Here is a 22,861-nt window from a genome sequence, read left to right on the forward strand (position 1 = left end):
GTGCCACGCGGGAGATCGGCGGGCCGTCGTGTGCGGTCGGCGGGCGGTCGGCGGGCGGGCGGTGGACGGGCGGTGGACGGGCGGTGGACGGGCGGTGGACGGGCGGTGGACGTCGCCGAGTCGCCGGTCCCGTCAGGTTCCCGTGGCGGGTGACAGGACCAGGCGGACGGCGAAGTTGCGGTAGCCGGCCCGCTCGAACGCGCGCGCCATCGGCACGTTGCCCACGTCGGTGTCGGCCACGATCCGCTGGACGCCGCGCTCGGCGTGGAAGCGGGTGATCTCGCCGAGCAGGTCGTCCACGTAGCCCCGGCCGCGCCGCTCCGGCACCACGCCGATGTAGCCGACCACGGGTCCCGCGTCGTTGGCCGACGGCAGCGCCACCCCGACGAGGTCGCCGCCGTGGTCGCCACCGTGGTCGCCGCCGTGGTCGTACGCCAGCCGCCACCAGCTCCGGTCGCCGCGCATGGACCGGTTGTCGCGCACGTCCTCGCGGGCCTGCGTCTCCGGGTCGGTGACGGCCAGTGCCTGGCGGGTGTGGAAGTCGAGCGTGCCCACCGCCACCCGCCGGAACGCCGCCACGAACGCCTCGTCGTCGTCATCGGCGCGGAACACCAGCCGCTTCGACGGCTCGGGCACCGGGGCGTCGCCGGCGGTCCAGGCGTAGCGCAGGCGTTCGAGCTCCTCGCTCAGCCCGGCCCGTCCCGCCGCCTCCCAGCGCCAGCCGATCGCCGCCCGCGCCTTAGGGTCGTCGCGCCAGCCGTTGAGCAGGAACACGTGGTACGCGGGCGCCTGCCCGTACGCGTCGTGGGCCCGGCGCAGCAGCTCGGCCGCCAGCCCGCGGCGGTCGGCCACGGACGGATGGACGTACAGGCAGTCGAGCGCGAGCGGCCGGTCGCCGTCGGCGAAGCTCCACCAGACGGCGCGGGCCAGGATGTCGCCGGTGTGCTCGTCCTCGGCGAGCCAGATCCGGTCATAGCGGTAGTTGCCGCTCTCCAGGAACGACAGCAGCCGCTCCGGATGGGACCAGCTGATCGACTCGTCGACGACGCAGCCGAGCAGGCGGTCTAGATCGTCCTCAGTGGCAGGACGGAAACGCATGAATCCTCCGACAAGCAGAAGCGGGCGCGGAGCGCGCCCATGGACGTGCTGGACACCTCTGCGCCTCCTTTCTTCCGACTTTTCGGCATCGGAGGGCACTCTAGCTGAAATATCGCGACAGGATGTTCGGGTGAGCTCCTACGACGACGACACACTGCCCCTGCAGCCCCCCATCAGGCTGCCCGCCGCGGCCACGCTCGCATCCTCCGTACGATCCGCGCCGCTCTTCGAGGAAGCGGCCGGTGAGCTGAAGCCGGACGCCGAGGACGCCGAGGTGCTCGGCGTCTGGGCCGCGCACTGCCGCGAACGGCTGGCCGCCGACGAGGGGCTGCTGCTGGAGCTGATCAGGATGTTCCTGTCCAGGGAGCCGGTCACGGGCGAGCCGCCCGCCGCGCTGACGGGGCTCGGGCTGGTACGGCAGGAGGAGCCGTACACGCTGAGCTGGCTCGGCCTGTGGGTGGCGCGGCAGATCATCGCCGAGACCACCGGGCAGGAGATCCCCGTCATGGGCTCGCTCGCCGAGACGGACGCGGCGACGCTGCTGCACGGGCTGCGGGCGTACCCGGAGGCCGAGCGCGGCGAGGAGCTGGCCGGGTGGCTCAAGGACCGCGACCCCGCCGAGGCGGCGGACGAGCTGGCCGGCGCGCTCGCCTCGGTGAGCCCGCTGGCCCGCGCGGTCGGCGTGGAGGTGCTGTCCACGGCGCTCGGCGACACCGGGCGGCTGGCGCTGACCCGGCTGCTCGACCAGCCCAGGCTGGGCGCGGTGATCGCGGCGAGGACCGGGCGCGACAACCGGCGGCCCGCGCCCGAGGAGATCGCCTGGGTGCTGGTGGACATGGCGGCGGCGCTGCTGGAGTTCGGCGGGGAGATCGGGGAGGTGATCGAGTCGATGGCGATGGGCATGAACGCCGACGAGCAGGCGGGCACGATCGCCATCCTCGCCTTCGGCGACCACCCGTGGACGGGTCAGGTGCTGCGCGTCCTCATCGACCACCACCCGGACGACAAGGTGCGGGCCTCCGCCCGCAAGGCCCTGCGCCGCCTCCGCGGCCTGGCCGACGCCCAGCTCTGACCGCGCACGCGACGGGCGAGCCCGCGGGACGGGCGGGGCTGTGGGGTGTCGATCACCGGTAGAGTCGGCTCGGTGACCAAGCATGCGATCTCCCCACAGACCGGCATCCTGGGTGACACGTTCGCCTGCGACTGCGGCGCGCTGATGGTCGGCCGGATGACGGCCGAGGTGCACGCCGCCGAGAGCGGGCTGTGCTCGGCCTGTCTCGGCACGACGCAGGAGGAGGTGGCGCCCGGCCTGGTGCGCCCCTGCACCTCGTGCGCCGGCTCCGGCCGCCGCAAGGAGCAGGTGACCTGGCAGCTCGCCCACGCCGAAGCCGAGCACCTGATCACGATGACCATCGTGCGCGGCGTCGTCGCCGGGTTCGACGGCCCGTTCCACCTGTCGGAGGTGGCCGACACGGTCAGGAACGGCCTCGGCCTCCCCACGGGCCGGCTGCCCGTCGGCCCCCGCGTCCGCGACCTGCTGCTCCAGCTGCAGGCGGCGGGCGAGATCGCGATGGTGTCGGCCCCCGACGAGATGGTCGGCACGGACATGGTCCTCTACCGCGATCCCCAGTGGCAGCGCGTCCGCGCCATCGGCCTATGACCTGACCCGGCTCGTCCCAGGCGGCGGCGCGTCCGCGCCGTGGACCTGTGGCCTGCCGCCCCGCCCACTGCCCCCTCTCAGCACGGCGGCCCCGAGCGGGGAGCCCGGGGCCGTGGACGGCGGGGGTCAGTAGACGCAGGTGCTGCTCGACAGGATCTCGATGCCGGCGATCTTGCGGGGCTGCGCGTACGTCAGCGAGTCGCCCGGCTTCAGGCACCTGACGGTGATCCCCTCGGCCGGGCGCACCCGTGCCGCGTAGGTGCTGAGGTTCTGGGCCCCCGTGACGGTCGCGCTGAGCGCCTTGAAGCCCGGCTCGCCGGGGACGCAGAGGCGGCCGGAGGGCGAGACCGTGGTCACGCACACCGAACCGGCGGCGGCCTGCCCCGACGCGGACCGCGCTGCCTGTGCCGGCGCTGCCTGTGCCGGCGCGGCCGACAGGGCGGTCAGCGACAGTGCGGCGACGATCGCTCCGGTGACGCCTCTGGCGAATGCGGACATCCTTGCCCCTTTCCCTGGACTTGCGCTGGATCCGCCGGAATGGCGGGCTGGTGCAGGGGCGGGGAGAGGGAGGTCTCCCCGCCCGCTCAACCCTCCAATGGATCAGGCGTCTTGGCCAGGGCTGCGGCCGGGCATTGTGCGGTCATTGCCGGCCCGATGCCGGACCTTCCACCCGACGGCCACCTTCCACCCGACGGTCACCAGAGCTCAGCCGGGCAGGCGGCAGATGACCTCGCCGTGCAGGATGGAGAACCAGCCGTCCTCGGCCGCCGCCCACTCCCGCCACCCCGCCGAGATGCGCCGCAGGTCGGACTCGGTGGCGGCCCCGGTGGCGAGTGCCTGCTGGGCCATGGCGGAGGACAGGATGCGCTCGGCCCACATGCCGCCCCACCACTCCCGGTCGGCGGGGGTGGCGAAGCACCAGGTGGAGGAGGTGGCGGTGACGTCGTCGAAGCCGGCGGCGCGGGCCCAGGACAGCATCCGCCGCCCGGCGTCCGGCTCGCCGCCGTTGCCGCGGGCGACCTTCCGGTAGAGGGCCAGCCATTCGTCCAGCGCGGGCACCAGCGGCCACCAGGTGAAGGCGGCGTAGTCGCTGTCGCGGGCCGCGACGAACCCGCGCGGCTTGGTGACCCGGCCCATCTCGCGCAGCGCTCGTACGGGGTCGCCGACGTGCTGGAGCACCTGGTGGGCGTGCACGACGCAGAACGTGTCGTCGGGGAAGGGCAGGTCGTGCACGTCGGCCACCGCGAAGTCGACGTTGGTCAGCCCCCGGGCGGTGATCTCGGCTCTGGCCAGGGCGAGGGCGTCGTCGCCGGCCTCGGACGCCGTCACGTGCCCCACGCGGCCCGCCAGGTCGGCGGTGATGGTGCCGGGCCCGCTGCCCACGTCGAGGAGCTTCATGTGCGGGAGCAGGTGGGGCAGCAGGTAGGCGGCCGAGTTCTCGGCGGTGCGCCAGCGGTGCGAGCGCAGCACGGACTCGTGGTGGCCATGCGTGTAGACGGCGTTCATCGGCGAACTCCCTCGTATCGGCGTACGGCCACCCTAACTCTCATCTCATCATTCAAGAGAATATGTCTCAAAATTCAAGACATAGCGGGATGTCCGTAGACTTTGCGCGACGACGTACGACATCTCATGGAAAGGCGGAGTCCGTGGCAGAGGTCCGGCCGATCACCCTCGTGGGCGATCCCGTGCTGCACAGCCCCTGCGAGCCGGTAACCCGGTTCGACGGCGAGCTGGCGACGCTGGTGGAGGAGATGTTCGCCAGCATGTACGCGGCCGAGGGCGTGGGACTCGCCGCCAACCAGATCGGCGTGCCGCTGCGCGTGTTCATCTACGACTGCCCCGACGCGGAGGGCGTCTCGCACAAGGGCGTGGTCGTCAACCCTGAGCTGGAGCTGCCCAGCCTGGGTGAGCGGCGGCTCGACGCGGGCGACGAGGGCTGCCTGTCGGTGCCGGGACAGTACGCCCAGCTCCCCCGCCCCGACCGGGCCACCGTGCGCGGCTTCGACGTGACCGGCGCGCCCGTCACGGTCGAGGGCACCGGCCTGCTGGCGCGCTGCCTGCAGCACGAGACCGACCACCTCGACGGCTACCTCTACATCGACCGGCTGCCGGCCAAGCGGCGCAAGCAGGTGCTGGCGGCCTATGAGGCGCACCGGGCAGCCCAGGCGCCCGCGGCATCCGCTAAAGCGGACAAAGCATCGCTATAGTGGAGGAATGAGCGAAGGGGTCCTGTCGAGCGGCCTGTCCATGGCCGAGCTGGGCCTGCGCATCCGCGGTGAGCGGCGGGCGCGCGGGCTGTCCATCGAGCGGCTGGCCGAGCTGAGCGGCATCAGCAGGAGCATGGTGTCGGACGTCGAGCGGGGCGCCAAGACGCCGACCGTGCTGGTGCTCGACCGGCTGGCCACGGCGCTCGGCACGTCCATCTCGCGGCTGCTCGACGAGCCCGCGCACGGCGGCGTGCGGGTGCTGCGGCACGCCGAGCAGCGGGTGCTGCGCGACCCGTCCGGCTGGGAGCGGCGGGTCCTGTCGCCGGTGCTGGGCGAGGTGGAGTTCGAGTTCATGCGGACGACCATGGGTCCCGGCGTGGACGCGGGCGAGTTCGCGCCGCACGCGCCGGGCTCGCGCGAGTACCTCGCCGTCGAGCAGGGCGTCCTGCTGCTGACGATCGACGGGCAGCCGTACGAGCTGGCGGCCGGCGACTCCGCGTACTACCCGGGCGACCGCCGCCACGCCTTCGCCGGCGACGCGGGGACGGGCTGCGTCTTCTACCTCGCCATGGAGCTGGCGCCTGGGCACCACGGGAGGGAGGGGCACGATGGATGAGCTGCGGACGGTCGCCGATCTGGTCGCCGACCACCTCGACGGCATCGCAGGGAGGCCCGTGTGGCGGCCGATGCCCGGCGAGGAGCGGGCCTGGCTCACCGGGCAGGAGCTGCCCGAGACCGGCCGGCCGCTGGACGAGCTGCTGGCGGACACGCGGGAGCACATCCTGCCGTACCCGATGGGCAACGGCCACCCGCGCTTCTTCGGCTGGGTCAACCCGCCGCCGAACCGCGCGGGCGTGCTGGTCGAGCCGCTGGCCGCGGCGTTCAACCCGAGCTGCGCGGGCGGCGACCACGCGGGCCCGCACCTGGAGCGCACGGTCGTGCGCTGGCTCGCGGAGCTGACCGGCTTCCCGCATCCGCCCGGCGGCGGGCTGCTGACCAGCGGCGCGTCCATGGCGACAGTGATCTGCCTGGCCGCCGCCCGGCAGCGGGCGGCGGCGGCCGACGGCTGGGACGTCCGCCGCGACGGGCTGTCCGGGCGGGCGCCGATGGTCCTGTACGTCACCGGGGAAGGCCACAGCTGCCTGCACAAGGCGGCCGAGCTGCTCGGCCTGGGCGCGCGGCACGTCAGGACGGTGCCGGTGGACGAGGCGTACCGGATGGACGTGGCCGCGTTGCGCCGCATGATCGCCGAGGACCTCGACGCCGGGCTGCGGCCGTTCTGCGTGGCGGGCAGCGCGGGCACGGTGAACTCCGGCGCGGTCGACCCGCTCGACCAGATCGCCGACGTGGCCGCCTCGTACGGGATCTGGTTCCACGTGGACGGCGCCTACGGGGCGCTCGGCGTGCTGGCCGGCGAGGCGGCGCCGCACTACCGGGGTCTCGACCGGGCCGACTCGCTGGCCCTCGACCCGCACAAGTGGCTGGGCGTGCCGGTGGGCTGCGGGTGCGCGCTGCTGCGCGATCCTGGGGCGGCGCGGGCGGCGTTCAGCCTGGTGCCGTCGTACCTGGTGGACGACAACGCGGGCGACCTGGGATGGTTCGCCGAGTACGGGCCGGAGCAGACCCGCCCGTTCCGTGCGCTGAAGACCTGGGCGACCCTGTCGCACCTGGGCCGCCGGGGCGTCAAGGACCTGGTCGAGCACACGTCGGGGCTGGCCCGCACGCTGGCCGCGATGGTCGAGGCGGCCCCCGACTTCGAGCTGCTGGCCCCGGTCACCACCTCGATCACCGCCTTCCGGCACATCCCCTGCGCCGGGCGGCCCACCGGGCGGCCCACCGAGCGGCCCACCGAGGGACCCACCGAGGGGCTCGACGCGCTCAACCGGGCGATCCCCTATGCGGTGCAGGCGCGCGGCAACGCGTTCATCACCGGCACCCGGCTGGGCGGGCGGGACGCGCTGCGTGCCTGCTTCCTGCACCCGGACACCACAGAGGCGGACCTCGCGGTGCTGCTGGAGGAGATCAGGCTGGCCGCCAAGGACCTGTAGCCTGGCGGGCGTGGTCACAGTCGAGGACGTCCGCCGGTTCGCGCTGACGCTGCCGCGCACGACCGAGCACCTCATCCGCGACCGGGTGAAGTTCCGGGTGGGCAGGATCGTCTACGTCGCGTTCTCCCGCGACGAGACGATCATGGGGTTCGGCTTCCCGAAGGAGGAACGCGCGGCGCTGGTGGCCGCCGACCCCGGCACGTTCCTCCTGCCCCGCGAGTCGGACCTGCGCTACCACTGGGTGGAGGCGCGCATGGCGGCCCTGGAGCCCGACGAGATGCGCGAGCTGGTGCTGGAGGCGTGGCGGATGTGCGTGCCGAAGAAGGTCCGCCTGGAGCAGGAGCGCGCCGCCACCCCATAGCCGCCACCCCGTAGCCGCCACCCCGTAGCGGCGCGGTCAGCGCGAGACCGTGCGGTAGAGGTCGCGGGCGAGCGTAGTGACGCGCTTGACCGAGGCGTTCCACGTGCCGCCCGCCGGGTGCGCGGTGAGCAGTGCCATGACGTAGCGCTCGCCGGGGCCCACGAGCCCGGTCGTGTGCAGCACGGGGCGGCCGTAGTCGGGCACGCCCGAGCCGGTGGCGCGCTGCGCGATCCACGACAGGGGCGCCCCGATCGCGCCGCCCGCCGCGGCGGTGCCGGCGGCGTGGGTGGCGGCGTGGGTGGCGTTGCCCGAGCACCGCACGGGCGGCTTGGTGCCGAAGCCCGACCAGCCCTGCTTGACGGCGTGCGGCTTCGGCACGCCGTCGGGGATGCCGAAGGTCTGGTCGAAGCCGTCGGTGCCGCACGGCGTGGCCTTGCGCAGGTGGCCGAGGATGGTCTCCCTGACCCTGGGCTCGGCCCGGTCGAGCAGGTAGCGGTAGGTGCGCACGATGTCGTACGCGCTGAGCGAGACGTACCCCCAGAAGCCGGGCTTGGACGCGGGCGGCGGGGTGGTGTCGGCGAGGCCCAGCCTGCGCGCCTGCCGCACGATGATCTGCCCCTTGCCGAGCCGGTCCCAGAAGGCGGAGGCGGCGTCGTCGTCGCTGGACCGCAGCATGATCTTCAGCAGCTTGGCGTCGGCCGGCGGCACGGTCCTGCGGCCCTCCAGGTAGTCGATCGCGATGAGGATCTTGACGACGGAGGCGGAGCGGAACTTGCGGTGCGCGTTGCGCACCGCGACGAACTTGCCGGCCTGGCGGTCGAAGACCACCCACGCGGCGGTCGTGCCCACGGGCACGCGGGGTGCCGCGGCGGCCTGGGCGGGCGTCGCGAGCGCCAGCGTGAGGCTGCCGGCGAGGAGCAGGGGTGCCAGGGGCTTGGTTCGCATTCGCCTATAACTACCAGATTCCGGCAGTGGACTCTTGACCCGCCAACGAAAGCGGGTATAAACACAGAGGAAACCAACTCGAAACGGCGGTGAATCAACATCATGTACGCCGAGGAGCGGCAGCAGGAGATCCTGCGACGTGCGCGGGCCGCGGGCCGCGTCGACGTGGTGACGCTGGCCGCCGAGCTCGACGTGACCACCGAGACGATCCGCCGCGACCTGACGTCGCTGGAGCGGGCCGGCGTGCTGCGCCGCGTGCACGGGGGCGCGATCCCCGTGGAGCGGCTCGGCTTCGAGCCCGCGCTCGCCACCCGCGACGAGGTCATGACGGCCGAGAAGGAACGCATCGCCAAGGCCGCGCTGGCCGAGCTGCCCGAGGACGGCTCGATCATCATCGACGCCGGCACCACCACGGGCCGCCTGGTGAAGGTGCTGCCCGCCGACCGGGAGCTGACGGTGGTGGTCAACTCACCGCCGCTGGCGACCGCGCTGGCCGCCCGCGCCAACCTGCACGTGATCATGCTGGGCGGCCGGTTGCGCGGCAAGACGCTGGCCACCGTGGACGACTGGGCGCTGACCCCGCTGGCCACGCTCAACGTGGACGTCGCGTTCATGGCGACCAACGGCTGCTCGCTGACCCGCGGCCTGACCACCCCCGACCCCGCGGAGGCCGCGATCAAGCGTGCGATGGTCAAGGCCGCGCAGCGCAGCGTGCTGCTGGCCGACCACACCAAGTTCGGCAACACCTACCTGGCCACGTTCGCCGATCTGAGCGAGATCGACGTGGTGATCACCGACACCGGGCTGGACGTGGCGCAGGCCGCCGACGTGGCGGCCGCCGGTCCGGAGGTGATCAGGGCGTGATCCTCACCCTGACGCTCAACCCCAGCCTCGACCGCACGATCGAGATCTCCTCGCTCGACAGGGGCGCGGTCATCCGCGCCGCCGCGGCCCGCCTCGACCCCGGCGGCAAGGGGGTCAACGTCTCGCGCGCGCTGCTGGCCAACGCGGTGGCGAGCCGGGCGGTGGTGCCGTACGGCGGCGACGAGGGCAGGCAGCTCGTCCGCCTGCTGGCCGCCGAGGGCCTCGACATGGTGACCGTGCCGGTGGCCGGCGCGACCAGGTCCAACGTCACGCTCGCCGAGCCCGACGGCACCGTCACCAAGGTCAACGAGCCGGGCACGGCGCTGTCACCGGCCGAGCTCGACACGATCGCCGAGGCCGTGCTGGACGCCGCGCACTCCGGCGGCCAGGGCGCCGACTGGGTGGTCGCCTCCGGCAGCCTGCCGCCCGAGGTGCCCGCCGACGTCTACGCGCTGCTGTGCCGCCGCTTCGCCGGGGCCGGCATCAACGTCGCGGTCGACACCAGCGGGCCCGCGCTGTCGTGCGCGCTGCCCGCCGCTCCCACGCTGGTCAAGCCCAACCTGGAGGAGCTTTCGGCGGCCACCGGCCTGCCGATCAGGCGGCTCGGCGACGTGGTCGCGGCCGCGGGCGAGCTGCGTGCGGCGGGGGCCCGTACGGTGCTGGCCAGTCTCGGCGCCGACGGCGCCGTCCTCGTCGAGGAGTCCGGCGTCTGGTACGGCGAGGCGCCCGCCGCCGTGCCGCGCAGCTCGGTCGGCGCCGGCGACGCCATGCTCGCGGGTTTCCTCGCCGCGGGCGGCACCGGCCCCGACGCACTCACGCAGGCGCTGGCCTGGGGAGCCGCCGCCGTCCAGCAGCCCGGCAGCCGCATGCCGGGCCCCGCCCACATCGACCTCAGCGCCGTCACCGTGTGCCGGCCCGACCCCGACCGTCCGCTCTCCACCGCTGTCCCCGCGGCACTCCCGCAACCCGGCTGATCTCCTGCTCATCCTCCAAAGGAGCACGTCCCATGGCCGACACCTACACTCCCCCGGTCACCGGAACCGGGGTCAAGGCCACCATCCAGCGCATCGGCGGCCATCTGGCCGGCATGATCATGCCGAACATCGGCGCGTTCATCGCCTGGGGTCTGATCACCGCGCTCTTCATCCCCACCGGCTGGCTGCCGAACGAGTCGCTCGCGCAGATGGTCGACCCGATCATCCGCATCCTGCTCCCGGTGCTCATCGCCTACACCGGCGGCCGGATGGTGCACGGTCAGCGCGGAGCCGTCGTCGGTGCGGTCGCGGTGATGGGCGTCGTGGTGGGCACGGAGTCGCCGATGTTCCTCGGCGCCATGATCATCGGCCCGCTCACCGCGCTGATCCTGAAATATGTGGACAAGTTCACGGAGCAGCGGACCAAGGCCGGCTTCGAGATGCTGGTCGACAACTTCTCCGCCGGCATCGTCGGCGGCGCCATGGCCATCGTCGGCTACTACGCCATCGGCCCGATCGTGCAGGCCGTCACCACCGCTGCCGGCAACGCCGTCGAGTGGCTGATCAGCAACAACCTCCTGCCGATCGCCTCGGTGCTGATCGAGCCGGCCAAGGTGCTGTTCCTCAACAACGCCATCAACCACGGCGTGCTCAGCCCGCTCGGCGTCGCCGAGGCCGCCGAGAGCGGCAAATCGATCCTGTTCATGCTGGAGTCGAACCCCGGCCCCGGCCTCGGCCTGCTGCTGGCCTTCCTGCTCTTCGGCCCGCGCGCCATGCGGCCCACCACCCCCGCCGCCATGATCATCCACTTCTTCGGCGGCATCCACGAGATCTACTTCCCGTACGTGCTCATGAAGCCCCGCCTCATCCTGGCCGTCATCGCGGGCGGCGCGGCCGGCGTGTTCACCTTCATGATCACCGGCGCCGGGCTGGTCGCCACCCCGTCGCCCGGCAGCATCTTCGCCTACCTCGCGGTCACCCCCAAGGGCGGCTGGCTCGCCTCCAGCCTGGGGATCCTCGTGGCGACCGGCGTCTCGTTCGCCATCGCCGCCGTCCTGCTCGGCTTCGGCAGGGGCGAGAAGGCCCAGCCAGAAGAGGCCGAGACCGCGCCAACCACCCAGAAGGAGAGCTGAGCCATGGCCGGCATCGACAGCAAGGACATCCACAAGATCATCGTGGCCTGCGACGCGGGCATGGGCAGCAGCGTCATGCTCGCCTCCACGCTCAAGAAGCAGCTCAAGGACACGGGCGTGACCGTCGAGCACACCCCCGTCAACAACATCCCGGACGACGCCGACGTCATCGTCTGCCACTCCGGCCTGGCGGCCCGTGCCAAGGCCGCCGCCCCGGGTAAGGTGCTGATCCCGTTCCAGATCTTCCTCGGCGACCCGGCGGTGACCCGGCTGGTGAACACCATCAAGAACGGCGGCACGGTCGATGCGTGACGACCTGCTCGACCCCCGGGCCGTGCTGCTGCACGAGAGCGCCCCCGACCGCACCGCGGCCATCCGCCGGTGCGGGCGGGCGCTGGTCGAGGTGGGGGCCGTCGAGGAGCCGTACGTGGAGGCGATGCTCGAACGCGAGCAGACGATCTCCACGTACGTCGGCGAGGGCGTCGCCATCCCCCACGGCACCGCCGCCTCCAAGGGCACCGTCAAGCGCGACGCCATCTGCGTGGTGCGCTTCCCGGACGGCGTCGACTGGGACGGCGAGCAGGTGACGCTCTGCGTGGGCATCGCGGCCAAAGACGACGGGCACGTGCCGCTGCTGGCGGCGCTGGCCGACATTCTGCTCGACCCGGAAAGGGCGCGGGCGTTGCGGGAGGCCACCGAGGTCTCCCAGGTTCTCAAGGAGTTGACATGAAGGTCGCGCGTTTCCACGCGCCAGGTGACATCCGGATCGAGGAGGCGCCCGAGCCGGTCGCCGGTCCGGGCGAGCTGAAGATCCGGGTACGCAACTGCTCCACGTGCGGCACCGACAACAAGATCTTCAAGTTCGGTCACCACCACATCGTGCCGCCGCGCGTGATGGGCCACGAGATCGCCGGCGAGGTCGTCGACACCGGCGCCCGCGTGCAGGTGATCGCCGCCATCCCGTGCGGCACCTGCGGCGAGTGCCGGCGCGGGCGGCTCACCGTGTGCCCCAACCAGGAGTCGATGGGCTACCACTACGACGGCGGGTTCGCCGAGTACATGATCGTGCCGGCCAAGGTGCTCGCCGTGGACGGCGTCAACGCCATCCCCGAAGGGGTGGGGTTCGCCGAGGCGTCGGTGGCCGAGCCGCTCGCGTGCGTGCTGAACGGCCAGGAGCTGGCCCGCGTCGGGCCCGGCGACGACGTGGTCGTGATGGGCGCGGGTCCCATCGGCTGCCTGCACGTACGCCTCGCGCGGGCGCGCGGCGCCTCCCGGGTGTTCCTGGTGGACGTCAACGCCGAGCGCCTCGCCATGGCCGCCGAGCTCGTACGTCCCGACGCCGCCATCGACACCGACCCCGTCGAGCAGGTGCTGAAGCTGACCGGCGGGCGCGGCGCGGACGTCGTCATCACCGCCGCCGCCTCGGGCGCCGCCCAGGAGCAGGCGGTGCGCATGGCGGCCAGGCAGGGACGCATCAGCTTCTTCGGCGGGCTGCCCAAGGACAACCCGATCATCTCCCTCGACTCCAACCTGGTCCACTACCGCGAGCTGACCATCGTCGGCGCCAACGGCTCCAGCCCCGCCCACAACGCCCAGGCGCTGAAGCTGGTCGCCGAAGGGTCGGTGGTGGTGTCCGACCTGATCACGCACCGGCTGCCGCTGCCGCGCGTACTGGACGGCATCGACCTGGTCAGCAGGGGCGAGGCCATCAAGGTCACCATCGAGCCCTAGGAGGATCTGCCATGGCACAACGTACGGTGGTCGTGGCCTCGGCCAGCGGCCTGCACGCCCGGCCCGCCAAGCTGTTCGTGCAGGCGGCGGTGAAGGCCGGGGTGCCGGTGACGATCCGCGCCGGGGACAAGGCCGTGCCGGCCAAGAGCATGCTGGGCGTGCTGTCGCTGGGGGCGGTCCAGGGCACGGAGGTCACGCTGGAGGCCGACGGGCCGGGGGCCGAGGAGGCGCTCGACACGCTGGCGGCCCTGCTGTCCCGCGACCTCGACTCGGAAGAGGCCCTCGATGCCTGACACCCCACCGGCCCCCAGCTCCCCCACCACCCCCGCCCCCGCCGGCGGATCGACGACCTCCGCATCCACCGGCTCCGGACCCGCCACCTCCGGACCCGCCACCTCCGGACCCGCCACCTCCGGACCCGCCACCTCCGGACCCGCCACCTCCGGACCGGCCGGTTCCGGATCGGCGGCCGTTGAGCCGGCCGACGCCGCCGGGCCGATGGGCGGTTCCTCCCCCGCCTCCGGGAACGGTCCGATGGGCGGGGAGTCGTGGGTGGGGAGCGCCGGGCGGCTCGCCGGGCTGGGAGTCAGTCAGGGGCGGGCGGCCGGGCCGGTGCTCCGGATGGCGGGACCGCCCGCGTTGCCCGCGCCACGGGCCGTCGGCGACCCCGGCGCGGAGGTGGCCGCGGCCGGCAAGGCGCTGGAGTCGGTGGCCGCGGACCTGAACAGGCGGGCGGCGGAGGCGGGCGGCGAGGCGGCCGAGATCCTGGAGGCCCTCGCCATGATCGCCGACGACCCGATGCTGCGCGAGGACGCCGAGGCCAGGGCCGGGTCGGGCGTGGACGCCGCCCACGCCCTCGACGCCGCCTTCGCCCAGCACCGCGAGGCCCTGGCCGCGCTCGGCGGCTACCTCGCCGAACGCGCCGCCGACCTCGACGACCTCAAGCACCGCGCCATCGCGTCCGTGCTCGGGCTGCCCATGCCGGGCCTGCCCGACCCCGGCCACCCGTACGTGCTGGCCGCCGACGACCTCTCCCCCGCCGACACCGCCGGCCTGGGCGACGACGTGCTGGCCCTGGTCACCGAGCGCGGCGGCCCCACCAGCCACACCGCGATCCTGGCCCGCGCCCGCGGCCTGCCCGCCGTGGTGGCCTGCAAGGGCGTCATGGACCTGGACGACGGCACCGTCATCGGCGTCGACGGCACCACCGGCGAGATCGCCGTCGGCCTCACCGGCGCGCAGGCGGCCGCCGTCGCCGAGGAAGAGCGGGCGCGCAGGGCCAGGCTCGCCGCCGGCACCGGGCCGGGCAGGACCGCCGACGGCCACCCCGTCAAGCTGCTGCTCAACATCGGCTCCGCCGCCGACCTGCGGCCGGGCGCGGAGGGGGTCGGGCTGTTCAGGACGGAGTTCCTGTTCCTCGACCGCAAGCAGGCGCCGTCGTACGAGGAGCAGGTGGCGGCGTACGCCGACGTGTTCGCGCAGACGGGCAGCGTCATCGTGCGCACCCTCGACGCCGGCACCGACAAGCCGCTGCCCTTCCTCGGCCTCCCGCACGAGGAGAACCCGGCGCTCGGCGTACGCGGGCTACGCGTGGACCGGCTGCTGCCCGACGTCCTCGACACCCAGCTCGACGCCATCGCCGAGGCCGCCCGCCGCACCGGCACCGAGCCCTGGGTGATGGCGCCCATGGTCACCACCATGGCGGAGGCCAGCGCGTTCGCCCGCCAGGCCAGGGCCAAGGGCATCGCGAAGGTGGGCGTCATGATCGAGGTGCCGGCGGCGGCGCTGCGGGCGTCCCGGCTGCTGCAGGAGGTCGACTTCCTCAGCATCGGCACCAACGACCTCGCCCAGTACACCTTCGCCGCCGACCGCCAGCACTCCGCCCTCGCCGACCTCCTCGACCCGCGCCAGCCCGCCCTGCTGGAACTGATCGGGATGTGCGCGAGGGCAGGCCGCGAAGCAGGCAAACCGGTCGGGGTCTGCGGCGAGGCCGCCGGCGACCCCCTCCTCGCCCCCCTGCTGGTGGGGCTGGGGGTGACCAGCCTGTCCATGGCCCCGGTCTGCGTCCCCGCCGTACGCGAAGCCCTGTCCGCCCTGACGCTGGAGGACTGCCGGAAACGCGCCGAAGCCGCCCTGGAGTAAGACGACGATCCAACGGCCCGGCCCGGCTTCTCCAGGCCGGGCCCCAGCCCCCACGTTGTGAACTCCCGTGGGTGGGGAGTTCACAACTGGACCTCAGGCAGAGGGACGTTCGTGGTTCATCGGGAGGAACCGCTCAGAGGCCGCCATCCAGGCCGCGAACACCACACACCCACCCTCGAACGCCACCAGCCGCCCGTCCCAGGCGTCGCCCGGACGTTCGGCACGGGCCGCCGAACGCAGCAGCGCGAGCCCGCCGGCCAGGTTGGCCAGCCCCCACACCAGGTTCACCCCGGGACCGGAACGCCGGCCGGCGAGCGGGGTGAGATGGCGGCGCCCGGTGACGGCCGTGGCCAGGTGGGGAGCGCTGTTGCTCACCATCAGCCCGGCCACGAACGAACGGGCCCGGGGCGAGAACCTCACGATCCCACTTTCCAGCCGTGCAGCTTCATGAGCCGGGCCGCGACCCTGGCGAACCGCTCGCCGTCCAGCACCGCGCCCTCCCGGCGGATGTCGTCCTCGTCGAGCTCGAACACCCGGTCAAGGCGTACGTAGGACACCCGGTCGTCGCGCCCCCACGCGCCCAGCTCCAGCCAGTCGGACCCGTCGTCGCCCTTGCTGGACAGCATCATGCCGAGCAACCGCCGCCCGGTACGCCCCACGACCAGCAACGGCCGATCCTTACCCCGGGACGGGTCCTCTTCGTACGGCACCCACGCCCACACGATCTCCCCCGGATCGGCCAGGCCGTCGAGGTCGGGAGAATAGGCCAGGGTGGCGGTCCCGCGCAGGGAGTGAATCTCACGTACGGCACCCCGGGCAGGGCGGGGGTCCTCACCTAGATCACGCATTGAGGGAGCTTACGACCCAGCCCAACAGAAAATCCACCCACCCCCACACGAACCCCCTCCCCATCCTTCGAGAACTGGTGCCCCACAGCAGGAGGGATCTTGGGTAGCAGCCGCCGCACGGGAGCGGGATGGCAGCCTCGCGGGGCGCCACGGTCGGAGTGACGGACACCGCCGACCAATCAGTCCGCCGGCGGACACCACATACCGCCACAACCCGCCGTCGCATGAGCGGTGGTCACCATCGCTCATACGGCTGACGCCACAACCGCCCCTGCCAGCTGGCGTGGCCTCGAGACGCCTACCGGTCGGGCAGGGGCGGTGGGGCGGAGGTTCTCAGGGAGTGGGGGTCGTGAGGAGGTGGCGCAAGGCTGTGGGGGTGTGGCCGACGTGGTGGCGGATGGTTCTGGTGAGGTGGGCCTGGTCGGCGAAGCCCAGGTCCGCCGCCAGCTCGGCCAGGCTCGGCGCGCCTTCTTCCAGGCGGTCGAGTGCGCGGCCGACGCGCACTCGGTTGCGGTAGTGGGTCAGGGAGACGCCCAGCTCGCGGGTGAAGGCCCGGCTCAGCTGGTACGGGGACACGCCCAGGTGGGCGGCCAGCGAGGTGAGAGTGGCGGTTTCCTGGATGTCGGCGGCGAAGGCCTCACGGGCCGTGTCGACGATGCGGCCCGTATTGCTTGTCCGGGCTGCATCCCGGGATCCGGGTGGGGTGAGGGCGGCGCGAAGGAGGAGGGTCATGGTCTCGGGCAGCGCGAACGCGATGTCGCCGTCGCGGGCCGCCCGGAGGAGGCGGCGGTGGGCCAGGTCGAGACGGGCGTCCACGTAGAACGCCGGTGCCGTCAGCGCCGTCGCCTTGGCGGTGGGCGTGGCGGAGCGGGTGTGGCGACCGGTGCCGTCGTGGAGCGGCATCGCGGCGGTGAGCGTACGCCACAGGCCGGGCGTAAGGGACAGGGACGTGCACACGTCGCCGCCCGCCGGGTGGGCGAAGCGTTCCTCCTCGCCGGGCACCCCGACGTACGCCATCGTCGGGTCACTGACGGCGGCCCGCCCGCGCGTCATCCGCCGGAACACCCCTCGCCGCACCAGCACCACGTGGTAACGGTCGCTCACCTCCGGAGCCGACCAGCCCCGGTGGTCGGCCACGCAGGTCACGGCATCGAGCCGGAACCCCGGCCCCGAGGCCAGACACATTGAGGAGAGCATGCGGGAAACGCTAGCCACCGCCTCCGACATTTCCCGCCCGGCTGCTGGTTCCGCGCATAGCCGGCAACGTCACCACCCTCGCCTCCGCCAGGCAGTTCCCCGGAGACGCTGAACGCCTGTGGAGGCGACGGAAGACCTCGAGCGATCGAGGCAGCTGCCAGTGAAGCAGGCAAGAGAACCACTGAGATCCTCCGAACGGCGCAAGGATGTTCAAGACCCTCGTCGTGCCGGCGCGGCAGGCTGGGGCGCATGACAGCGAATCTTTCTTCCATCGTGTTCGACTGCGCCGACCCGGTCGCCCTGGCGGGCTTCTACGCCAAGGCGACCGGGTGGACGCGGACGGACGGTGACGCGGACTTCGTGACGCTCGAGGGTGGGCCCGTGTCCGTGTCGTTCCAGCGGGTCGAGGGCTACCAGGGGCCGGGGTGGCCGAATGGTGGCAAGCACGTGCATCTCGATCTCACCGTGCCCGACGTCGAGGCTGCCAAGAAGGAGCTGGCGGCGCTGGGCGCGGTCGTGCCGGAGTTCCAGCCGGGCGGTGACGGGTGGACGGTGCTGGTCGACCCCGAAGGTCACCCGTTCTGCGTCATGGCCACCGGTTAGGACAGGGAGGCGAAGAACGTCCGCAGGTCGCCGGCCAGCAGGCCGGGGGCCTGGAGGGCGGCGTAGTGGCCGCCCCGGTCGAACTCCGACCAGTGCACCACGTTGTGCACCTGCTCCGCGTAGCGCCGTACGGTCGTGTCGCCGGGGAAGACCGCGATGCCGGTCGGCGTGGGGTCGGGCGCGGCGGGCGGCGCCCAGTCGGGCATGCTCTCCTTGTACAGGCGGCCGGCCGAGCCCGCCGTGCCGGTGAACCAGTAGAGGGCGACGTTGGTGAGGATGTCGTCGGGGGTGAGCCCGCCGGCGTCCTCGCCCCATGAGGCGAACGCGTCCAGGTTCCAGGCGAGCAGCCCGGCGGGCGAGTCGGCGAGGGCGTAGGACAGGGTCTGGGGCCTGGTGCCCTGGATGACGGCGTACCCGGAGACCTTCTCCCACTCACGCACGCCGGCGGCGCGTTCCTGCTCGGCTTCCGTGAGGCCGGCGCCGTCGTCGGTGGGGAAGGCGGTCACGGACGCGTTGAGGTGCACGCCGATGACCCGGCCGGGGGCGGCGCGGCCGACGGCGGCGGAGATGAGCGAGCCGAAGTCGCCGCCCTGCACGCCGTACCGGTCGTAGCCGAGGCGGTCCATCAGCGTGATCCAGGCGGCGGCGACGCGGCGCACGCCCCAGCCGGGCTCCCGGGTGGGGCCGGAGAAGGTGAAGCCGGGGATGGACGGGATGACGAGGTGGAAGTCGCGGCCGAGCGGGCCGGCGAGGTGGGAGAAGTCGGCGAAGGAGCTGGGCCAGCCGTGGGTGAGCAGCAGCGCGGGCGCGTCGGCCCGGTCGCTGCGCACGTGCGCGAAGTGCACGCGCTGGCCGTCGATCTCGGTCGTGTACTGGGGCAGCTTGTTGAGCCTGGCCTCGTGGGCGCGCCAGGAGTAGCCGTCCATCCAGTACGCGGCCAGCTCCCGCACCGCCTCGGGCGGCACGCCGTAGGTCCAGCCGGCCCCGTCGAGCGCGTCGGGCCAGCGGGTCCTGGCGAGCCGTTCGCGCAGGTCGTCGAGCTTGTCCTGGGATATGTCGATGATGTGGTCGTCGATGAGCATGGCAGGGACGGTAGGAGGCGCTCCGGTCGGTTCCCGGCCGCAATGGCGGCGCCGAGGGGCACGACGGCAACCCTGCTCTAGAATCTCATTCTGTGTCGTCAGAGTCAGCGTTTTTCACGCTTAAGCGGGACGAGTTCGTGCCCGCTCCGCACGCCCGTGGCCCCTGGTCCCCCGACATGCTGCACGGCCGCCTGCTCGGCGGCCTCGCCGCCCGCGCGCTCGAACAGCACCACGCCCAGCCCGGGCTGCGCTTCGCCCGGCTGACCGTCGATCTGTTCCGCAACAGCCCGATGCTGCCGGTCACCGTGGAGACGTCCCTGATCAGGGACGGCCGCAGGATCCGCGTGGCGGACGCGACGATCTCCACCGTCCAGGGCGTCATCGCGCGGGCGAGCGCGGTGCTGCTGCGGGAGGGCGAGCAGCCCGACGGCGAGCGCTCGCTCGTCACGCCCGCCTGGGACGAGCCGCCGCCTTCGGGCCCGCCCGCCGGGGCGGGCGGGCCCTGGACGCCGCCGTTCGACCTGTGGCGGGTGACGCCGTGGGGCGCTCCAGGGCCGGGCCGGGTGTGGCTGCGCGAGAAGTTTCCGCTGGTGGACGACGAGCCGCTGACCCCGATCGTACGGGCCGCGCTGGCCGCCGACTTCGCCAGCCCGATCAGCAACGCCCAGGCCGACGGCCTGCGGTTCATCAACGCCGACTACACGCTGACGCTGGCCAGGCAGCCGGAGGGCGAGATCGTCGGCATGGAGGGCACCGGCCACCTCAGCGCCGACGGCGTCGCGACCGGCCAGGTGACCGTGCACGACACCGCGGGACCGATCGGCTTCTGCGTGGTGACGGCCCTCGCCAACGGCTCCGCAATGGCGGCACAGGCCGCCCGCACCCGCGGCACGGAGAGCACAAGGCCAGGAGCGCCGCCACGGCCCACCCAGGCATAGCGCCAGGAGCGCCGCCGAAAGGCGCGGCGCCGGCGGCACGACACCGCCCCCGGCCTGCGCACCTGGCTCAAGCGACGGGCCAAGGCCCTGGATGCCGGCTTCGGTGCGGGCCGGACGCGCGGGTCAGGGGGTGGGTCAGACCCGGCGGGAGGCGCTCACCCACATCATCTCTGTCAGAGGGCTACGCCGGACGTTCCGTGCGGTCGCCGGACCAGTCGGTGTGGAAGGTGCCCTCCTTGTCCACCCGGTGGTAGGTGTGCGCGCCGAAGAAGTCGCGCAGTCCCTGCACCAGCGCCGCCGGGAGGCGGTCGCGGCGCAGCCCGTCGTAGTAGGCCAGCGCCGAGGAGAAGCCGGGCGTCGGCACGCCGATCTGCACGGCCGTGGTGACCACGCGCCGCCACGACTCCTGCGCCGCCTCCAGCGCCCCGGCGAACGTCGGGTCGGCCAGCAGCGTCGGCAGGTTCGGGTTCGCGTCGTACGCCGCCCTGATCCGGTCGAGGAACTTGGCCCTGATGATGCAGCCGCCCCGCCAGATGGTGGCCATGGCGCCGAGGTCGAGGTCCCAGCCGTACTCCTTGGAGGCCGCGGCCATCTGGTCGAAGCCCTGGGCGTAGGCGACGATCTTGGAGGCGTACAGGGCTTGGCGGACGTCCTCGATCAGCTCGCGCCCGCCGACGCCGGACAGGTTCGGGCCGTGCAGCGACCTGGCCGCGGCGCGCTGCTCGGGGTGGCCGGACAGGGCGCGGGCGAACGTCGCCTCCGCGATGCCCGTCACCGGCACGCCCAGGTCGAGGGCGCTCTGCACGGTCCAGCGGCCGGTGCCCTTCTGCTCGGCCTGGTCGACCACGACGTCCACGAACGGCTTGCCGGTCTCGGCGTCGACCTGGTCGAGCACCTCGGCGGTGATCTCGATCAGGTAGGAGTCGAGGTCGCCTCTGTTCCACTCCCTGAACACCTCGGCCAGCTCGGCCGGGGTGGCGCCCAGTGCCTGGCGCAGCAGGTCGTAGGACTCGGCGATGAGCTGCATGTCGGAGTATTCGATGCCGTTGTGCACCATCTTGACGAAGTGCCCGGCGCCGTCGGGGCCGACGTGCACCGAACACGGCACGCCGTCCACCTTGGCCGAGATGTCCTGCAGGATCGGGCCGAGCGCCTCCCACGACTCCTTCGACCCGCCCGGCATGATGCTCGGGCCGAGCAGCGCGCCTTCCTCGCCGCCGGAGATGCCGGTGCCGACGAAGTGCAGGCCGCGCTCGCGCAGCGCCGCCTCGCGGCGGCGGGTGTCCTCGAAGTGGGCGTTGCCGCCGTCGACGATCATGTCGCCCGGCTCCATCAGCTCGGCGAGCTGCTCGATCACCGCGTCGGTGCCGGCGCCCGCCTTCACCATGATGATCGCGCGCCGTGGCCGCTTCAGCGAGGCCACGAAATCGGCCATCTGCTCCGACGGCACGAACGTGCCCTCGGAGCCGAACTCCTTCACCAGCTGCTCGGTGCGGCTGTGGGACCGGTTGTGCACGGCCACGGTGTAGCCGTGCCTGGCCAGGTTCCTGGCCAGGTTGCGCCCCATGGTCGCCAGGCCGGTGACGCCGATGTCTGCCAAGTCCATTAGTCAGCTCCTCTGTGGGGAATACGCATGCTCCAGCTCGGAGGTTCGCAGGGATATTCCCGTCAGTCACTCTGGCGTACGCCGAGCTCGTCGAGCCGGTCCAGCATGTCCGCCGGGTCGGCGTACACCCGGAAAGCCCCCGCGCGCTCCAGCTCGTCCCTGCCATACCCGCCGGACAGCACCCCGATGCCCAGCGCGCCGGCCCGGCGGGCGGCGAGCAGGTCCCAGACGCTGTCACCCACCACCATGGCATGCGCGGGCTCGACGCGGGCCAGCGCCGCACCGGCGAGGAACAGGTCGGGGTCGGGCTTGGCGCGCCGCACCAGGTCACGGGTGACCATCGGCGTGTTCTCCGGCAGCCCGAGCAGGCCGAGCGCGAGCCGCGCCGTACGGGCGTAGCCGCTGGTGCAGATGGCCCACGGCACGCCGCGCGCGCTCAGCTCGGCCAGCAGCTCCGCCGAGCCGGGCAGCGGCCTGACGGAGTGGGCCTGCTGCTCGTACGCCTCGGCGTGGTGGGTCTGCAGCTCGTCGATCTGCTCCTTGGTCAGCTGGAGCCCGGTCTCGCGCAGCAGCGCGCTGACGAACAACCCGCCGCTCATGCCGATGCGGCGGTGGATCCGCCACACCGACAGGTCGATGCCCATGCCGGACAGCGCCTGCCGCCAGGCCACCACGTGCTGGTAGACGCTGTCGATCAGGGTGCCGTCGAGGTCGAAGAGGAACGCCGGCGTGGGCGCCTGCGGGAAGTCACGCATGCGTCCATGACACCATGGCCGACATGCGGATCATCATCGCGGGTGGACACGGGAAGATCGCGTTGCGGCTGGCGGAGCGGCTCAAGTCGGGGGCCGTCGGGCTGGTACGCAACCCGGCGCACGTCGCCGACGTCGAGGCGACCGGCGCGCAGGCCGTCGTGTGCGACCTGGAGCGGGCGAGCGTCGACGAGGTCACCCGGATCGTGGAGGGGGCCGACGCCGTGGTGTTCGCGGCGGGGGCGGGGCCCGGTAGCGGCGCGGCTCGTAAGGACACCGTCGACCGGGCCGCCTCCGTGCTGCTCGCCGACGCGGCCGAGCGGGCCGGGGTGCGGCGCTTCATCCAGATCTCGGGCATCGGGGCCGGCAAACCGGTCGATCCGGAGCGCGACGAGGTGTGGGCCGCGTACATCAAGGCCAAGACGGAGGCGGAGGAGGACCTGCGCCGCCGCGACCTCGACTGGACGATCCTGCGGCCCGGCCGCCTCACCGACGAGCCCGGCACGGGCCTGGTCCGGCTGGAGGCGGAGGTGCCGCCCGGCGCGGTGCCGCGCGACGACGTGGCCGCCGTCATCGTCGCCCTGCTGGCCAACCCGGGCACCGCACGCCAGACCCTCGAACTCGTCTCGGGCGACACCCCGATCATCGACTTCGTCGCAACGGAATGAG

At 72.9% G+C, this 22,861-nt stretch carries 27 protein-coding genes; 17 read left to right on the plus strand and 10 right to left on the minus strand.

Going from position 1 to position 22,861, the window contains the following annotated elements; genetic code table 11:
• Positions 1–132 precede the first annotated feature (132 nt).
• Entirely contained in the window at positions 133–1,098 is a 966-nt protein-coding gene (locus ACFFR3_RS11135) for a GNAT family N-acetyltransferase (protein WP_345403357.1), read from the minus strand.
• 130 nt (positions 1,099–1,228) lie between these two features.
• Here ACFFR3_RS11135 and ACFFR3_RS11140 point away from each other — a divergent pair, with 130 nt between their 5' ends.
• Both ACFFR3_RS11140 and ACFFR3_RS11145 read left to right on the plus strand, forming a co-directional pair.
• Positions 1,229–2,170 (plus strand): hypothetical protein, encoded by a 942-nt coding sequence (locus tag ACFFR3_RS11140; RefSeq protein ID WP_345403354.1) that lies wholly within the window; start codon positions 1,229–1,231, stop codon positions 2,168–2,170.
• Between the two features lie 72 nt (positions 2,171–2,242).
• On the plus strand, positions 2,243–2,758 hold the full coding sequence (locus ACFFR3_RS11145) for a hypothetical protein (RefSeq protein ID WP_345403351.1): 516 nt from the start codon (positions 2,243–2,245) through the stop codon (positions 2,756–2,758).
• A 126-nt stretch (positions 2,759–2,884) separates the two neighbouring features.
• Here the strand turns inward: ACFFR3_RS11145 and ACFFR3_RS11150 are convergent, their stop codons facing one another.
• Entirely contained in the window at positions 2,885–3,256 is a 372-nt protein-coding gene (locus ACFFR3_RS11150; RefSeq protein ID WP_364383725.1) for a hypothetical protein, read from the minus strand.
• Positions 3,257–3,463: 207 nt separating this feature from the next.
• Positions 3,464–4,264 carry a class I SAM-dependent methyltransferase gene (locus tag ACFFR3_RS11155; protein ID WP_345403348.1) on the minus strand — a complete coding sequence of 267 codons (801 nt, stop codon included), beginning with the start codon at positions 4,262–4,264 and terminating at the stop codon, positions 3,464–3,466.
• A gap of 143 nt (positions 4,265–4,407) precedes the next feature.
• Here ACFFR3_RS11155 and def point away from each other — a divergent pair, with 143 nt between their 5' ends.
• Genes def through ACFFR3_RS11175 form a run of 4 tightly spaced genes read left to right on the plus strand, consistent with a single transcriptional unit; the run spans position 4,408 to position 7,377 of the window.
• Complete coding sequence (gene def, locus ACFFR3_RS11160; RefSeq protein ID WP_345403345.1) at positions 4,408–4,968, plus strand: peptide deformylase; 561 nt, start codon at positions 4,408–4,410, stop codon at positions 4,966–4,968.
• 7 nt (positions 4,969–4,975) lie between these two features.
• The gene (locus ACFFR3_RS11165; RefSeq protein ID WP_345403342.1) at positions 4,976–5,584 is read left to right on the plus strand and encodes a helix-turn-helix domain-containing protein; all 609 of its coding nucleotides are present in this window, start codon (positions 4,976–4,978) and stop codon (positions 5,582–5,584) included.
• Entirely contained in the window at positions 5,577–7,016 is a 1,440-nt protein-coding gene (locus ACFFR3_RS11170) for a pyridoxal phosphate-dependent decarboxylase family protein (protein ID WP_345403339.1), read from the plus strand. Before ACFFR3_RS11165 ends, ACFFR3_RS11170 begins: the two co-directional genes overlap by 8 nt.
• Positions 7,017–7,026: 10 nt before the next feature.
• Entirely contained in the window at positions 7,027–7,377 is a 351-nt protein-coding gene (locus ACFFR3_RS11175) for an MmcQ/YjbR family DNA-binding protein (RefSeq protein ID WP_345403336.1), read from the plus strand.
• Between the two features lie 36 nt (positions 7,378–7,413).
• Here the strand turns inward: ACFFR3_RS11175 and ACFFR3_RS11180 are convergent, their stop codons facing one another.
• Positions 7,414–8,322 (minus strand): D-alanyl-D-alanine carboxypeptidase family protein, encoded by a 909-nt coding sequence (locus ACFFR3_RS11180; RefSeq protein ID WP_379483054.1) that lies wholly within the window; start codon positions 8,320–8,322, stop codon positions 7,414–7,416.
• Positions 8,323–8,424: 102 nt separating this feature from the next.
• Between ACFFR3_RS11180 and ACFFR3_RS11185 the strand changes: the two genes are divergently transcribed.
• The 8 genes from ACFFR3_RS11185 to ptsP are packed head-to-tail and all read left to right on the plus strand — an operon-like array spanning position 8,425 to position 15,166.
• On the plus strand, positions 8,425–9,186 hold the full coding sequence (locus ACFFR3_RS11185; RefSeq protein WP_345403327.1) for a DeoR/GlpR family DNA-binding transcription regulator: 762 nt from the start codon (positions 8,425–8,427) through the stop codon (positions 9,184–9,186).
• On the plus strand, positions 9,183–10,160 hold the full coding sequence (gene pfkB, locus ACFFR3_RS11190; protein WP_364383706.1) for a 1-phosphofructokinase: 978 nt from the start codon (positions 9,183–9,185) through the stop codon (positions 10,158–10,160). The genes ACFFR3_RS11185 and pfkB overlap by 4 nt, the downstream gene beginning before the upstream one ends.
• A 32-nt stretch (positions 10,161–10,192) precedes the next feature.
• Positions 10,193–11,293 (plus strand): mannitol-specific PTS transporter subunit IIC, encoded by a 1,101-nt coding sequence (gene mtlA, locus ACFFR3_RS11195; RefSeq protein WP_364383703.1) that lies wholly within the window; start codon positions 10,193–10,195, stop codon positions 11,291–11,293.
• A gap of 3 nt (positions 11,294–11,296) precedes the next feature.
• Positions 11,297–11,605: a PTS sugar transporter subunit IIBC family protein gene (locus tag ACFFR3_RS11200; protein ID WP_355422895.1), complete on the plus strand. Its 309-nt coding sequence runs from the start codon at positions 11,297–11,299 to the stop codon at positions 11,603–11,605.
• On the plus strand, positions 11,598–12,023 hold the full coding sequence (locus tag ACFFR3_RS11205; RefSeq protein WP_364383699.1) for a PTS mannitol transporter subunit IIA: 426 nt from the start codon (positions 11,598–11,600) through the stop codon (positions 12,021–12,023). The genes ACFFR3_RS11200 and ACFFR3_RS11205 overlap by 8 nt, the downstream gene beginning before the upstream one ends.
• Positions 12,020–13,024, plus strand: coding sequence for a zinc-dependent dehydrogenase (locus tag ACFFR3_RS11210; RefSeq protein WP_345403312.1), 1,005 nt, complete (start codon positions 12,020–12,022; stop codon positions 13,022–13,024). The genes ACFFR3_RS11205 and ACFFR3_RS11210 overlap by 4 nt, the downstream gene beginning before the upstream one ends.
• A gap of 11 nt (positions 13,025–13,035) precedes the next feature.
• Positions 13,036–13,317, plus strand: coding sequence for an HPr family phosphocarrier protein (locus ACFFR3_RS11215; protein WP_364383695.1), 282 nt, complete (start codon positions 13,036–13,038; stop codon positions 13,315–13,317).
• Positions 13,310–15,166, plus strand: coding sequence for a phosphoenolpyruvate--protein phosphotransferase (gene ptsP / locus ACFFR3_RS11220; RefSeq protein WP_379483055.1), 1,857 nt, complete (start codon positions 13,310–13,312; stop codon positions 15,164–15,166). The genes ACFFR3_RS11215 and ptsP overlap by 8 nt, the downstream gene beginning before the upstream one ends.
• A 93-nt stretch (positions 15,167–15,259) precedes the next feature.
• Here ptsP and ACFFR3_RS11225 read toward each other — a convergent pair whose 3' ends face one another.
• From ACFFR3_RS11225 to ACFFR3_RS11235, 3 genes are all read right to left on the minus strand, one after another.
• A complete protein-coding gene (locus ACFFR3_RS11225; RefSeq protein WP_345403303.1) occupies positions 15,260–15,586 on the minus strand; it encodes a hypothetical protein in 327 nt (108 codons plus the stop codon).
• Positions 15,583–16,014 (minus strand): type II toxin-antitoxin system PemK/MazF family toxin, encoded by a 432-nt coding sequence (locus tag ACFFR3_RS11230; RefSeq protein ID WP_364383688.1) that lies wholly within the window; start codon positions 16,012–16,014, stop codon positions 15,583–15,585. Before ACFFR3_RS11230 ends, ACFFR3_RS11225 begins: the two co-directional genes overlap by 4 nt.
• 333 nt (positions 16,015–16,347) lie before the next feature.
• Positions 16,348–17,211 (minus strand): helix-turn-helix transcriptional regulator, encoded by an 864-nt coding sequence (locus ACFFR3_RS11235; protein ID WP_379483056.1) that lies wholly within the window; start codon positions 17,209–17,211, stop codon positions 16,348–16,350.
• Between the two features lie 249 nt (positions 17,212–17,460).
• Between ACFFR3_RS11235 and ACFFR3_RS11240 the strand changes: the two genes are divergently transcribed.
• A complete protein-coding gene (locus ACFFR3_RS11240) occupies positions 17,461–17,814 on the plus strand; it encodes a VOC family protein (RefSeq protein ID WP_345409761.1) in 354 nt (117 codons plus the stop codon).
• Here the strand turns inward: ACFFR3_RS11240 and ACFFR3_RS11245 are convergent.
• On the minus strand, positions 17,811–18,896 hold the full coding sequence (locus ACFFR3_RS11245) for an epoxide hydrolase family protein (protein ID WP_364383682.1): 1,086 nt from the start codon (positions 18,894–18,896) through the stop codon (positions 17,811–17,813). The genes ACFFR3_RS11240 and ACFFR3_RS11245 overlap by 4 nt on opposite strands.
• Positions 18,897–19,033: 137 nt before the next feature.
• Here ACFFR3_RS11245 and ACFFR3_RS11250 point away from each other — a divergent pair, with 137 nt between their 5' ends.
• Entirely contained in the window at positions 19,034–19,834 is an 801-nt protein-coding gene (locus ACFFR3_RS11250) for an acyl-CoA thioesterase domain-containing protein (protein WP_364383679.1), read from the plus strand.
• A 181-nt stretch (positions 19,835–20,015) separates the two neighbouring features.
• Here the strand turns inward: ACFFR3_RS11250 and gnd are convergent, their stop codons facing one another.
• Together gnd and ACFFR3_RS11260 are read right to left on the minus strand one after the other, a co-directional pair.
• On the minus strand, positions 20,016–21,440 hold the full coding sequence (gnd, locus tag ACFFR3_RS11255) for an NADP-dependent phosphogluconate dehydrogenase (protein WP_345403296.1): 1,425 nt from the start codon (positions 21,438–21,440) through the stop codon (positions 20,016–20,018).
• A 62-nt stretch (positions 21,441–21,502) separates the two neighbouring features.
• The gene (locus ACFFR3_RS11260; RefSeq protein WP_345403294.1) at positions 21,503–22,195 is read right to left on the minus strand and encodes an HAD family hydrolase; all 693 of its coding nucleotides are present in this window, start codon (positions 22,193–22,195) and stop codon (positions 21,503–21,505) included.
• 23 nt (positions 22,196–22,218) lie between these two features.
• On the opposite strand from ACFFR3_RS11260, the gene ACFFR3_RS11265 reads away from it, so the two are divergent.
• Positions 22,219–22,860: an SDR family oxidoreductase gene (locus ACFFR3_RS11265; protein ID WP_364383675.1), complete on the plus strand. Its 642-nt coding sequence runs from the start codon at positions 22,219–22,221 to the stop codon at positions 22,858–22,860.
• The last annotated feature ends 1 nt before the right edge of the window (position 22,861 follow it).

Source organism: Nonomuraea salmonea (genome assembly GCF_042428605.1).
In the GTDB taxonomy this organism is placed as follows: domain Bacteria; phylum Actinomycetota; class Actinomycetes; order Streptosporangiales; family Streptosporangiaceae; genus Nonomuraea; species Nonomuraea salmonea.